Origin of the sequence: Pediococcus sp., assembly GCF_003533255.1 — a bacterium.
Taxonomy (GTDB): Bacteria; Bacillota; Bacilli; order Lactobacillales; family Lactobacillaceae; genus Pediococcus; species Pediococcus parvulus.
In genome coordinates this window covers 1-14,530 of sequence record NZ_DOEM01000001.1, presented here as the reverse complement: position 1 = coordinate 14,530, position 14,530 = coordinate 1, and the positions used below count along the sequence as shown (strand labels likewise).

Here is a 14,530-nt window from a genome sequence, read left to right as displayed (position 1 = left end):
CACTTCAACTATGTATTAAAAAGACCGCTGTCCAAAAACAGCGGTCTTTCCAGTAGTATAAACTACTTTATAACTAACTTTAGATAGCGTTTGAAGCACCGTGATAGATAACACCACGACGTGAATCAACTGTAATCAATTCATCATCTGAAAGGATTGAAGTTGCATTCTGAACGCCAACAATAACTGGGATTCCCATTGAAATTCCAACAACTGCGGCATGTGAAGTCAAACCGCCATTTTCAACAACTAAAGCGCTAGATTTCTCAATAGCAGGCAAGTAGTCTTTATCGGTTGTCTTTGTAACAAGAATTCCGCCTTCAACTGCTTTATCGTTTGCTTCTTTTGCAGAAGATGCAATAACTGCTTTGCCAATAACTGTTTCATCGCCAACACCTTGACCAGATGCTAACTTAGAACCAATTAATTGGAGTTTCATCATGTTAGTTGTTCCACGTTCACCAACTGGAACACCAGCAGTGATAAGGATTAAGTCGCCTTCTTTAGCAAAGCCTAAATCAACAGCTTTGTTAGCAGCTAAGTCAAACATATCATCTGTTGTTGATGGTTTTTCAGTAACGATTGGGTGAACGCCCCATTCAACTGTTAAACCACGACGAGTACGTTCGTCAAATGTGATAGCTAAAATATCAGCATTTGGACGGTATTTAGAAATCATTTTTGCAGTGTAACCAGATACAGTTGCAGCAACAATTGTTTTAACGCCTAAGTTCTTTGCAGCACGTGCAACAGCGGCACCAATTGTTTCAGTAACATCACTTTGGTTAAACTTGTTGATTTGTAAGTTACCATCTTCGGCCATAGCATTTTCAGCTTTTTCATCAATTTTAGCCATAGTTGCAACAGCTTCAACAGGGTAAGCACCGTTAGCACTTTCACCTGAAAGCATTGTTGCATCAGTTCCATCCCAAACAGCGTTAGCAACATCAGATGCTTCGGCACGTGTAGGACGTGGGTTTTCAATCATTGAATCCAACATTTGGGTAGCTGTAATAACAGGCATACCAAGTGCATTACATTTCTTGATTAATGATTTTTGAACCAAAGGTACATTTTCTGCAGGAATTTCAACACCCATGTCGCCACGAGCAACCATAATTCCATCAGCAACCTTTAAGATCTCGTCAGCGTTGTCGATACCTTCTTGTGATTCAATCTTAGGGAAGATTTGAACATCAGTCATGTTCTTTTCTTCCAAAAGTTGACGAATATCTAAAACGTCTTGAGGTTTACGAACAAAACTTGCAGCAATAAAGTTAATGTTCATGTTGTCACAACCAAAACGAATATCGCTTGAGTCTTTTTCAGTAATACCAGGAAGATTAATTGAAACACCAGGTGCATTTGTTCCCTTACGAGAGCCAAGAACACCATTATTCATAGCATGAACAACTAATTCTTTGTTTTCTTCATCTTTTTCGTCGATCTTAAAGTCAAGTAAACCATCATCAAACAACACATGGCCACCAACATGTACATCATCATACAAACCAGCATAAGTAACAGCAATCTTATCCTTAGTTGTGTCTAATGAGTCATCCATTGAGATACGTGCTTTATCACCAGTGTGATATTCTTGATTACCATCTTTTTGAACTGTAGTACGGATTTCTGCACCCTTTGTATCTAATAAGATACCAACAGTTTTTCCAGTAATCTTTTCTGCTTCCATAACTTTGTTATAGCGGTCTAAATGTTCTGCATGATCACCATGTGAAAAGTTGAAACGGAAAATATTTGCACCAGCTTCAATTAATTTAACAATTGTATCTACTGATGTACTTGCAGGACCAAGTGTTGAAACAATCTTGGTTTTCTTCATAACTATATCTCTCCCTTGATTAGTTTATAAAAAGACTTTAATGTCGTTTTTACCAGAATTTAAAATCTTATCTTTACTTAAATGATAAATCTTGATTCAAATCATATAACGATGAATCAGGTTGATGCTTTGCGTTGAATAAATCAGTGATGTCATGAGCCTGAACCTTATTATCTAAGATTCCAACTGCCAAACCACCCTTGCCTTGTAACAACAATTCAACAGCATAAGCACCCATTTTGCTAGCCAATACACGATCACGAGCTGTTGGTCGGCCACCACGTTGAACGTGACCCAAAACAACGGCACGTGCATCGAAATCACCATATTGTTTAAGCTTTTCTAAGAATTCTGGTGCAGCATCAGAATTAGCATCGCCTTCAGCGATAACAATAATTCCGTAATCCTTACCATCAACTCGGTTACGCTTAAGCTTTTCAGCAATTTCTTTGACATCGTAATCATGACCAGGAGCCACAATTGCATCTGCGCCGGTAGCAACACCAGCCCAAAGTGCGATATCGGCTGCTTCACGGCCCATTACCTGAACTGCAAAAACTCGTTGATGACTCTTTGCAGTATCACGAATCTTATCAATTGCGTCAACTGCTGTGTTTAAAGCAGTATCAAAACCAATTGTAAAATCAGTGTATGGAATATCATTATCAATTGTTCCCGGAAGACCAATTGTGTTATATCCATGTTCAGTAAGTCGTAAGGCACCGTGATAAGAACCATCACCGCCAATAACGACTAAAGCATCGATACCGAACTTCTTAAGCTGTTCAATACCTTTTAACTGTCCTTCTACTTGGGCAAACTCAGGATAACGAGCAGAATATAATAATGTTCCACCTTCATCAATTGAGTCGTCCAAATCAGCAGCAGCAAACTTATGAATATCTCCAGCAACCAAGCCGGCAAAACCATAGTTGATTCCGTAAGCTTCGAGGCCAGCGCTGACTGCTTTCCGTGCAACTGCACGAATTGCAGCGTTCATAGCTGGTGCATCGCCACCACTGGTTAAAATACCAATGCGTTTCATTTCTTCACCTCAAGTAAAAAATTATTGAGTTTCACAAACTTCAAGTATAATTTTAACACTTTTACATTTGAATGTCTGTATTCTTATCGAAAAACATCACTTACAAATCCCTAGATACCAGTACTTTTCATAGATTGCAAAACAGCATTTCCTTTACCTAACAGGTTTGTAAGCGCTGAATTTGTTTCATCAGAATTGCTTACCCAAAGTTGTTTTTCTAACAAAATTTTTCTATCCGTTTTCGGATAGAACAATAGGACAGGAATTGAACCGGGATTATCCCTTAAAATTTGTTCCAAGCGTTTCCGAATCAGCGGTGTTTCTTCTTGAATTCTTAATACCCACCGTTGTTTAAGCGAATCTTCGTTTTTCTCAATGCGATTGGCCAATTGAATGCGATTGGCAATAATTTGAAGCCCATTGCGTTCGTCTACTTTGCCTTGCACCAAAATTACATGTCCTTTTTCTAAAAGATCCGCAGTAATCTTATATTGGTCAGGAAAAACGGTTATATCAATTTCACCAGTAAGATCACTACCGGTTACAAAGGCCATTTGCTCGCCACGTTTGGTGCGAATAACCCGTGTTTTATTGATATAAAGCAAACAAATTGCTGATTGATTTACATTTAAGCTTAAAACATCTGTTATTTTGAATCGTTTGCGTAATTGATCAAATTGTTCAACAGGATGCCCCGACAAATAGGCCCCCAAAAATTCGTTTTCCTTTTCTAACTTAATATCTAAAGCTAAATCTGGCATTTTGGAAATCTTTGGAGTCAGTTTTTCAAATAAGCTCATGCTACTGCCACTCAAGGAAACACCATTTAAAAGATCCGGTAAAACATTCAAGAGTTCTGCCCGATTGTAACCAAATGAATCAAAAGTTCCGGCATAAATAAGAGCTTCCATTAGATCTTGTTTCAGCCATTTAACGGGTATGCGTTGTAAAAATGCTTGCAAATCGAGAAAATTGCCATTTTTCTTTCGTTCCGTCAAGATATCAGAAACGAAATCACGACGGACACCTTTAATACAAGAAAGTCCGAAAACAATGTGATCATTTTTTAAAATAAATGTCGATTGACTAATATTAATATTGGGCGCCAAAACCTGAATGTCATGTTGTTTGGCTTCTGATAGATAAAGCTTAATTTTGCCGGGATTGTTAATAACTGAATTCATCAAGGCTGCAAAGAATGCCGCAGGATAATGTGCTTTTAAGTAAGCTAATTCAAAAGCCATTTTCGAATATGCCACAGCATGTGATTTATTGAATCCATAATTTGCAAACCGTTCGATATAATCATAAACTTGTTTAGCTGTTTGCTTGGAATAACCTTTTTTTAATGCTCCAGAAACAAATTTTGCCTTCATTTCATCAATAACTGAACGTTTTTTCTTACTCATCGCTCGTCTTAATAAATCGGCTTCTCCAAGGGAAAAACCACCCATAACTGAGGCAACTCGCATAACTTGTTCTTGATAAACCAGAATACCAAATGTACTTTTTAAAATTGGTTCAAGTGTTGGATCTGGATATCGTACTGGTTCTTGCCCTTTTTTACGCTTAATAAAGGTTTCAATATTTTCCATTGGTCCAGGCCGATACAAGGCATCCACTGCCGCCACTAGATCAAATGTTTCTGGATGCAACTGACGTAAAACATTTCGGATCCCCGCTGATTCAAATTGAAAAACACCAGTCGTATCAGCAGTTTGAAAAAGTTGTAATGTTTTTTTGTCATCCAGGGGGACATCTGAAATTTTAAACTGTGGATTTTTTGTCTTGGTAATGATGCGAATTGCGTTTGCCATAATGCTGAGATTCCGAAGACCTAGAAAATCCATTTTTAACAAACCAAGGGCTTCAACAGTATCTTTAGGATATTGGGTTAGTAAAAGTTCATCACTCCCTGATTGCAAAGGCACCACATCACTCAGGTTTTGGGCACTTAAAACCACGCCGGCTGCATGCGTTGAATAGTGCCGTGGTAATCCCTCAATTTGATGGGCAATTTCAAATAATAACTTATTTTTAGAACTGTCGGCTATCCAATTTTGTAGCTTTTGCGACTGTTTAACCGCATCGTCTAAAGTAATTTTCAAAACGCTGGGAACCAGTTTGCTTAGTGAGTTAATTTCATAAGGAGCCATTCCAAATACACGCCCCACATCCCTTAAGGCCTGTTTAGCAGCCAAAGTCCCGAAAGTGATGATCTGCGAAACATGAGTGTGGCCGTATTTATCATGTACATATGCTAGTACCTCGTCCCGTTTATTATCTGGAATATCCAGATCAATATCCGGCATCTGTGCGCGTTCAGGATTCAAAAACCTTTCAAACAAAAGATCATACTCTAAGGGGTCAACATCGGTGATTTGCAAGCAGTAGGCCACTAAAGAACCAGCTGCAGATCCTCGTCCTGGTCCTGTTGTAATATCATTATGATGCGCAAAATTCATGACATCCCACACGATTAAGAAATAATCATCAAACCCCATTTGATCGATCACGTTCAGCTCGTGGCTTAACCGCTGTTGATAAGCATCTGAATCTAGTTTTTTTCCTTGAAGGCGCTCTGTTAATCCTCTTTGTGTTAATTGTTGCAAATAAGTTTTTGAATCTAGCCCCTCAGGAACTGTAAATTCAGGAAGTTCTGGTTTCTTAAATTTCAAGGTCACATTACAATTTTCGGCAATTGTAGCCGTTAATTCCATGGCTGCCGTTAATTGATTTTCTTGATAAATTGCCTCATAATCTTTTTCTGGGTGTAACCAGTTATTTCCTTGATAGTTTTCAAATTGTTCCGGATTTCGAATAACTTCGCCCTTATCAATGTCACGCAAGACTTGGGTAGCAAAGTGATCCGTGGAATTAAGATAGTTAACTTCTGGAAGTGCGACAGTGGCAGTTTGCGTCAACTTTGCCATTTGTTGAAGCGTATTTTGAAGTACTGCAGACTGCTGCACATTTACCCCGATTAAAACACTTTGCTCATCAGCAAAAGTTTGAATTTGTTCCAGCAAATTTTGTGCAGCCTGCGTATCACCACGTTCAACTAATGTCACTAGTTCAGAGCTGTTGGCAGGAAAAATGATGTAAAGATGTGATAGTAGGTCCGTAATTTGTTTGTAAAAAAGATCTGATTCACTAGTTTGTGTATTCTTAAGAGTACTAATTTTCATGAGGTGCTGATAACCAATTTGGTCCTTAGCTAAAAGAATCACCGGAAAACGATTGGTTGCGTCGAGTGCGCCAAATAACTCCAGTTTTAATCCAAGAATAGGCTTAATGCCTTCTTTTCGGCATGCATTATAGAAATCAACCAGCCCATACATAATATTCGTATCCGTAAGAGCAAGTGAAGAAAATCCCCTTTGCTTAGCCGCTTTTGCTAATTCACTAATTCGTGTTGTACTTTGTAATAAACTATAACTGCTTGTGACTTGTAACGGCACAAAAGCCATAATGTCACCTCTCTTCCCAATAAGTTTCATTACTTTCATTATACAAAAATATCATCAATAATGAACTAGCAACGCTTTAAATCGGTTGATTTTTGTTGAAATTGTGCTAAACTATTTCTGATTGCGAGGTGTCTGTAATGAAACAAATTGTCGTTATTTTCTGGTCATTTATTTTTGGTGAAGTTATTGGAGCTGTCGGGGGTGCCCTTGAAGTCATGACGTATAAACCTTTGACTATTGGTATTATTGCTGCCGTTGCAGCTTTGATTACTTCCAATGGTATTAGCTTATTATCTAAAAGTGATTCAGTTAAATAAATCTTTTTAAAGAAAAACGAAGATGACCTATCATCTTCGTTTTTTTGTCCTTATTTTTCTTCTAATGTATTATTTTTGAAAACTAAATGATCAGAATTCAAATCAATTTCAACCTTGGTGTGAGGTTTAATTCGTTGTGAAATAATCTCTTTGGCCAGTGGTGTTTCTACCTCTGTTGAAATGTAGCGCCGTAACGGCCGCGCCCCGTAAGCCGGATCGTAACCCTGTTTAGCAATCCATTCCTCAGCAGCCGTAGAAATTTCCAACTGAATAGCCTGATCTGCTAATCTTGTTGATAGTTGGTTAATCAGCTTACCAACAATTTTTTCAATATCCTTTATATTTAGTGGGGCAAACATAATAATATCATCAATTCGGTTTAAAAACTCTGGCTTAAATTTAGTTTGGGTGAGTTGCTGAACGGCTTGTTTAGCAGATTCAGAAATATCTCCGTTTTCATCAACTCCATGCAAGAGAATGTCGGAACCTAAGTTTGATGTCAAAATTAAAATTGTATTCTTAAAATCAACGGTTCTCCCTTGCCCATCAGTTAAACGACCATCATCCAAAACTTGAAGCAAAATATTAAACACGTCTGGATGAGCTTTCTCAATTTCATCAAACAAAACAATGGTATACGGATTACGGCGAACCGCTTCCGTTAGTTGGCCGCCCTCTTCATAACCAACATATCCAGGAGCAGCACCCACTAAACGAGAGACTGATTCTTTTTCCATATATTCTGACATATCAATTCGAACCATATGCTGTTCGGAATCAAAAAGGTTTTCTGCAAGTGCTTTTGCGAGTTCCGTTTTTCCTACTCCTGTGGGCCCTAAAAACATAAAGGATCCCAACGGTCGGTTAGGATCTTGAAGTCCAGCCCGTGAACGTAAAACGGCATCCGCAACAGCATCAACTGCTTCATTTTGACCAATGACGCGTTCATGTAAACTATCTGCCAAATGCAGTAGTTTTTCACGTTCCCCTTTTACCAATTTGTTGACTGGAATTCCGGTCATTTTGCTAACAACAGTGGCAATTTCATTTTCTGTGACAGATTGTTCAACCAACCAATGGTCAGAATCTTTTTGTTCTTTGTTTTGTAAACTAGTAAGTTCAGCTTGTAATTTTGGGATAACCCCGTGTTGAAGTTTGGCAGCCTGTTCCAAATCATAACTATTTTCGGCTTCTTCAAGTTTATGTTTGGCTTCGTCCAATTCGGTTCGTTTATTACTAACGGTCTGAATAGCTTTTTTTTCTGATTCCCACTGTTTTTGAAGACTGTTTTTCTTTTCTCGTGTGTTAGCTAATTCTGAATTTAATTCCCCTAAACGTTTTTTAGAAGCCTCATCAGTTTCATTTTTAAGCGCCGTTTCTTCAACTTCCATCCGCATTAATTGACGATTAGTTTGATCAAGTTCGGTTGGGCTTGAATTCATCTCTACCCGAATGGTTGCCGATGCCTCATCAATTAGATCAATAGCTTTATCTGGCAAATAACGGTCAGTAATGTAACGATTTGACAGATTTGCAGCAGCCACAATTGCATTATCATGAATTTTAACGCCATGATGAATTTCAAAGCTTTCTTTCAATCCACGGAGGATACTGATTGTGTCTTCGATAGAAGGCTCTTTCACTAAAACACGTTGGAAGCGTCGTTCTAGCGCTTTATCTTTTTCCATATATTCGCGGTATTCATCAAGTGTAGTTGCCCCGATGAGATGCAATTCACCACGAGCTAACATGGGTTTTAATAAATTTCCGGCATCCATACTACCTTCTGTTTTACCAGCGCCAACAATATTATGAATTTCATCAATAAATAGGATGATTTTACCATCCGATTTCTTAACGACCTTTAAAACAGCCTTCAAACGTTCTTCAAACTCACCACGATATTTAGCCCCCGCAATCAAAGACCCCATATCTAACGAAAAAATAGTTTTATCCTTTAAATTGTCTGGCACATCTTTCCGTGCAATTCGTTGCGCTAATCCTTCAACAATGGCCGTTTTTCCAACTCCCGGCTCACCAATTAGAACCGGATTATTCTTAGTTTTACGTGATAAGATACGGATAACATCCATAATTTCTTCATCCCGACCAATGATGGGGTCTTGATGTCCGGCATGAACAAGTTTTACCATATCGACCCCATATTTTTCTAACGCCTTGTACTGTGTTTCTTGATCTTTGGATGTCACGTGATCTCCTCCTCTCATTTTTTTAATTTCTTTTGCTAACTCTTTAGGTTTAACGCCGTTTTTCTTAAGAAAAATGGACAGTGGATCATCTATTTGTAGTAATGCCTGCACAACGATTTCAGAGGAAATGTATTCATCACCCAATTTTTTGCTTAAACGTTCAGCTTCTTGAAAGAGTTTAAATAGGCTACTACTCAATGTTTGTCCATACTGAACATTTTCTCCTTCGACTACAGACGTGGCATCTAATTCTCGGTCAATTTCAGCTTGCAAATCTTGATTGGCTAACCCAAGTTCACCAAATAAGGTCCCTGCCATTTGATCTGGCTGAGCCAAAAACTTAAAAAGTTCCGGAATCCCAATTGTTTGGTGTTTTCGATTAACGGCGACTTTTTGTGCCTCTGCAAGTGCTTCTTGAACTGCATTGGTCAGATTATCTGGATTCAAATTTAATTCCTCCATTCTAATTGTTTAAATAAAAATAAACGGGTTTGTATTTACTCTGGATTCAACAATTTCAATACCATTAGTTTTTACACTGTTCCACGAACGAAATAAGCTTGCTAACTGGGGAATGCAAATTTTTTCAATGTTATGGCCTGGATCAATAGCATTTAACCCTGTGGCCAACATATCATGACCCGTATGGTAGTATATGTCACCAGTTACAAAGACTTCAGCTTTTTTGCTCAAAGCTTGTGGATAAAATTTGCCACCATCACCGCCAAGAACGGCAACTCGTGAAATCATCTGGCCCGGATTTTGGGATACAATTCGTAAACCTTGTAAGTCAAAAACTTGTTTAATCTTCGTTGCAAATTCTAATACCGACATTTTTTTAGATAAATCGCCGACTCTGCCCATACCAAATCGGTTGCCTTGATTATCTGTATAACCATTAAGCAAACGGTTGACGTTGTTTAAGTTCAATTTCTCAGCTAACCAGTCATTCATCCCATTTTCTGCAGCGTCTAAATTTGAATGCGCCGCATAAACTGTAATATTATGTTTGATGATATTGGCATACATCTTATTTTGTGGATTAGCCAGGTCCAAATTATGTGCCGGTCGAAACATGACCGGATGGTGGGCAATAATCAAGTCACAATGTTTGGCAATAGCCTCTTCAACCACTTCCGGACGGACATCTAACGTGACAAGAACTTTTGTGAATTCATTATCTAGATTACCAATTTGCAAGCCAATTGGATCACCAGATTCAGCAAGTTCTTTGGGTGCAAATTTTTCGAGTTGTGCAATAAAATCTCTAATTTTCAAGTTTCAGTACCTTCTCAATCATTTCCGTTTTGTGATTTAGCTTGTCGATGCGATCTTGCGGAACTTTTTTTGCATGTTCCATTTGTTGTACGGCTGTCCGTTCTCTAGCAAGTTCCGCTTCCCATTTTTCTCGGAAAATTTGATTGGGTAAAATTTGCAACAGTTTTGGTCCAAACAAAAGCTGTTCTGCCGAATAAGTAATACGTTCCGTTGTTTTTTTTGCGACAATAACTTCATAAATATGATGATCTTCTTTTAAAATTTGCTCTTTTGTAATTTCGTACTGATGAATCATTAGCCAATTACGAACTCGATTCTCCCCTACATTTGGTTGCAAAACTAAAGTCGTCACCCCTTGAAGCTTTTCTTTGCCAGCTTCTAGAATTTGAGCAATTAAAGTGCCACCCATTCCAGCGATAACAATGGTGTCAATGTGGTCTTCAGGAGAAACGACTTCTAATCCATCACCAAGCCTAGAATTAACTACCCCTTGCACACCTTGTTCGTTAATTTCATTGGTCGCATTTTCATGCGGCCCTTTGACAACTTCACCCGCAATTGCAAACTCAATTTGCTTATTTTTAGCTAAAAATACTGGCAAATAGGCATGATCGGAACCAATATCTGCAATTCGAGAGCCGGACTCGATAAAATTGGCAACGGTTTGAAGACGATTTGAAAGTTTATCTGCATTCATAAAAAGTACCCTTTTTCTTTTTTAAATTATTATATCACGCCTAAATAATTGTCCTAAAAAAAGAATCCAAAGTAAAAAGCGTACTTTTACTTTGGATTCTAAAATTAATAAGCCAAATAAATATTATTCCAAGAAATCTTTCAACTGTTTTGATCTTGAAGGATGACGTAATTTTCTTAAAGCCTTTGCTTCAATCTGACGAATACGTTCACGCGTAACACCAAACACTTTACCAACTTCTTCAAGTGTTCGCGTCCGACCATCGTCTAACCCAAAGCGCAGTCGCAAGACATTTTCTTCTCGATCAGTCAAAGTATCCAAAACGCCTTCTAGTTGTTCTTTTAACAATTCATAAGCTGCATGATCGGCAGGACTAGTTGCATCCTGATCTTCGATGAAGTCGCCTAAATGAGAATCATCTTCTTCACCAATTGGTGTTTCCAATGAAACTGGTTCTTGAGCAATCTTTAGAATTTCGCGAACCTTTTCAGTAGGCATATCCATTTCAGCACCAATTTCTTCAGGTGTGGGTTCCCGACCAAGATCTTGAAGTAACTGTCGTTGAATTCGAATTAACTTATTAATGGTTTCAACCATGTGAACTGGAATTCGAATTGTTCGTGCCTGGTCAGCAATGGCACGCGTAATTGCCTGACGAATCCACCAAGTCGCGTAAGTGGAAAACTTGAATCCCTTACGATAATCAAACTTTTCGACCGCCTTCATCAGGCCCATGTTACCTTCTTGGATTAAGTCCAAAAACTGCATACCACGACCGACATAGCGTTTTGCGATTGACACAACAAGTCGTAAGTTTGCTTCTGCTAGTTCCTGTTTAGCACTCTCTTCACCTTTTTCGATTCTTAAAGCAAGTTCAACTTCTTGCTTAGCCGTCAACAAAGGTACGCGACCGATTTCTTTGAGGTACATCCGAACTGGATCATTGATCTTAACGCCAGCTGGAGCTTTAGTATCATCTAATTCTTTTTTTGTAATTTTTTGAGCTTTTAAGGCACGTGTACTGGGATCACCATTCTCGTCTACAACGCTAATACCAGCATCTTCAACCTTTTGAATGAGATCATCAATTTGACGTGCATCTAATTTAAAAGGAATTGCAATTTTATCAGAGAGTTCGTCATACTTAAGCTGCTTACCAGCTTTATTTGCCTTAATCAGCGCATTAACTTCTTTTTTGTAGGCCTTAGTATTAAATACATTATCCGGACTTTTGGCAGATACTGATTTCTTAGCTGCTGTTTTTCTTGTCGTTTTCTTTGTAACTGCTTTCTTTGGTGCAGTCTTTTTAGTGGTGGTTGCCTTTTTTTCAGTTGTTGTTTTGCTTGTAACTTTTTTTGCCATAGTTAAGTCCTCCCATGAACGTGTTAAGCATCTTGGCGCTGGCGATATAAATCAATTAGCTCAATTGCTAGTTTTTGTTGTAGTTCCGTGTTACCCATTTTCTTTGCTTCATCGAGTGATTTTTTCTTGGAGGTGATTTGTTGACTAAGTGGTGCCTCTGCCATGATTACTTTAACATAGTCGTTAACAGCTTGATCAATGTTTTCAACATCCAAATCTTGTAAATCTAATTCTGCAATCACATTTTGAAGCTCATTGTCGTGCACAAAGTCCATGAAAGCAGCCGAATCGTAAGAATCATGATTCTCGAAGTAGCCGGTTGCCAACATATAGATAGTTTGATATTTTTCATGCACAAAATGAAAATCTGGCAATCCAGAAAGCTTCAGCCAAACATTATGATCATAAAGTAAATAGTTCAGTAATCGTTCTTCCGCAATCTCAACTTTTCCTAGCTTTACTTGTTGTCGATGATATTCTCGACTGATGGGTGGTGCCGGAGTTTGAGTAACTTGCTGCTGATGATTATTGACACTTTGCTGTGATCGCATTTGTCGCAATTGATGCGTCAGATCTTGCGCCTGAACCCCGAAATCTTTAGCTAATTGGTTGAGATATAAATCTTGTTCTACTGTAGAACCTAATTGACTGATTTCCTTTAGCGCTCGCTCAATGTAAGTTAATTGATCAGCTTCATTATTTAAATTAAAATCTCGTTTTAAATAGACCAGCTTGAAAGCGGTTGGTGTTAAACGAGCCGAATGGACAATTTCTTTAAACTGCTCAAATCCATGTTGACGAACGTACTCATCTGGGTCCAGTTTATCGGGAATTTCAATGACACTCAGTTTTAGTCTGCTATTTTGGCCAAAAGCATCAAGAGCACGATTAATCGCCGCTTGTCCAGGATCATCGCCATCATAACAAATGTCAAGTTGTGGCGTTGTTCGCTGAAGCAAATAAATTTGGTCATTGGTAAAGCTTGTTCCCATGGAAGCAATGCCATTCGTTACTCCTGATTGATAAGCCGCAATAACATCCATAAAACCTTCAAATAAAATTGCTCGCTTTTCTTGACGAATAGCCGATCTAGCAATATCAAAATTATAAAGGACATTACCTTTACTAAAAATTTTAGTTTCTGGGCTGTTAATGTACTTAGCCTGAGAATCCGCTTTGTTTAAAATTCTCCCAGAAAAAGCAATGACGTGACCTTGAGGATTTTTGATGGCATACATCACTCTTCCCCTGAAACGATCACGTAAATTTCCTTGTTGATCTTCAATAAATAAACCAGATTGACGCAATAACTGATAATCAATCTTTTTTTCATCAAAGAATTCTTTTAATAGTTGCTCACCAGGCGCAAAACCCAGTTGAAATTTAGTGATGACTTCATCAGTTAAACCTCGCCCATGCAAATAATCTAATGCTGGTTGTCCCATTTCAGTATTCAATAAGACATGTGTATACAGCTTTGCAGTTTGATCATATAAACTAATCAGCTGGTTTTGCTCACTATTTTGAGCGGCATTATTAGTTGTCGCCGTGTACTCAGTTGGAATTTTGATGCTCGCAAAATCTGCAATTTGTTTAACGGCCGCTGGAAACTCAATGTGATTAAGTTCCATTAAGAACTTAAACACATTTCCTCCTCGACCACAACTAAAGCAGTGAAAAATTTGTTTCGATTCCGAAACCGAAAATGACGCTGTCTTTTCTTCATGAAATGGACAAAGTCCAAAAAAGTTCTTTCCTTGTTTTTTTAATTGAACATATTGACCAATCACATCAACAATGTTCACAGAGGTTCGAATTTGATCAATAAGATCTTCTGGAATTGCCTTTGCCAAAAACGATTTCCTCCTCTCGAGCGCACACTAAGCCACGATATCGATACATATAAAATAATACCGCCCTGCAATAAAAAAAGCAATTAAAACGATTTAATAAAACTTAGCCAGTTTTCTAATCAATATTATAGGACAGCATACAGTGCAAGCCTTAATTTATTATCAAAAATAATCTTCATTTAAACTACAAAACGTAATCAGAATGAAGATTATTTAATTAACTAAAGGTTGAAAGTATCAAAATTATTATATCAGTGTGTTGATTGCAAAGATTAGACTTAGTCTGGAAGCAAATGGGCTCAGTAGTGTCTTTTATCTTAGCGGGTTTCGCTTAGATAAAGGCCGAGCTTGGAGACGTGGCTTGCGGCTCCAAGTCGTGCCCACTATTCCGCCTAGTAATGATGATTTTCGTTCCGAAAATCTTTCTTGCTCCAGTCAATGTCGATTCTTGTGGC

Annotated in this window: 9 protein-coding genes; 1 reads left to right on the top strand and 8 read right to left on the bottom strand. The window is 38.2% G+C overall.

Annotation, left to right across the window (positions count from 1 at the left end; translation table 11 throughout):
- Positions 1-79: 79 nt before the first annotated feature.
- From pyk to dnaE, 3 genes are all read right to left on the bottom strand, one after another.
- Positions 80-1,843 (bottom strand): pyruvate kinase, encoded by a 1,764-nt coding sequence (gene pyk / locus DD627_RS00045; RefSeq protein ID WP_260274483.1) that lies wholly within the window; start codon positions 1,841-1,843, stop codon positions 80-82.
- A 73-nt stretch (positions 1,844-1,916) separates the two neighbouring features.
- Entirely contained in the window at positions 1,917-2,888 is a 972-nt protein-coding gene (gene pfkA / locus DD627_RS00040; RefSeq protein ID WP_057782265.1) for a 6-phosphofructokinase, read from the bottom strand.
- Between the two features lie 110 nt (positions 2,889-2,998).
- Positions 2,999-6,358 carry a DNA polymerase III subunit alpha gene (dnaE, locus tag DD627_RS00035; protein ID WP_260274484.1) on the bottom strand — a complete coding sequence of 1,120 codons (3,360 nt, stop codon included), beginning with the start codon at positions 6,356-6,358 and terminating at the stop codon, positions 2,999-3,001.
- A gap of 137 nt (positions 6,359-6,495) precedes the next feature.
- On the opposite strand from dnaE, the gene DD627_RS00030 reads away from it, so the two are divergent.
- The gene (locus DD627_RS00030) at positions 6,496-6,675 is read left to right on the top strand and encodes a YjzD family protein (protein ID WP_057782261.1); all 180 of its coding nucleotides are present in this window, start codon (positions 6,496-6,498) and stop codon (positions 6,673-6,675) included.
- A 50-nt stretch (positions 6,676-6,725) separates the two neighbouring features.
- Here DD627_RS00030 and clpB read toward each other — a convergent pair whose 3' ends face one another.
- From clpB to dnaG, 5 genes are all read right to left on the bottom strand, one after another.
- Positions 6,726-9,332, bottom strand: a complete 2,607-nt coding sequence (gene clpB / locus DD627_RS00025; RefSeq protein WP_260274486.1) for an ATP-dependent chaperone ClpB — start codon at positions 9,330-9,332, stop codon at positions 6,726-6,728.
- A 24-nt stretch (positions 9,333-9,356) separates the two neighbouring features.
- Entirely contained in the window at positions 9,357-10,163 is an 807-nt protein-coding gene (locus tag DD627_RS00020) for a Nif3-like dinuclear metal center hexameric protein (protein ID WP_057782257.1), read from the bottom strand.
- Positions 10,153-10,860: a tRNA (adenine(22)-N(1))-methyltransferase gene (locus DD627_RS00015; RefSeq protein WP_260274487.1), complete on the bottom strand. Its 708-nt coding sequence runs from the start codon at positions 10,858-10,860 to the stop codon at positions 10,153-10,155. Before DD627_RS00015 ends, DD627_RS00020 begins: the two co-directional genes overlap by 11 nt.
- Before the next feature lie 123 nt (positions 10,861-10,983).
- Positions 10,984-12,222: an RNA polymerase sigma factor RpoD gene (gene rpoD / locus DD627_RS00010; protein ID WP_084254215.1), complete on the bottom strand. Its 1,239-nt coding sequence runs from the start codon at positions 12,220-12,222 to the stop codon at positions 10,984-10,986.
- A gap of 23 nt (positions 12,223-12,245) precedes the next feature.
- Positions 12,246-14,075 (bottom strand): DNA primase, encoded by a 1,830-nt coding sequence (dnaG, locus tag DD627_RS00005; RefSeq protein ID WP_057782253.1) that lies wholly within the window; start codon positions 14,073-14,075, stop codon positions 12,246-12,248.
- Positions 14,076-14,530 lie beyond the last annotated feature (455 nt).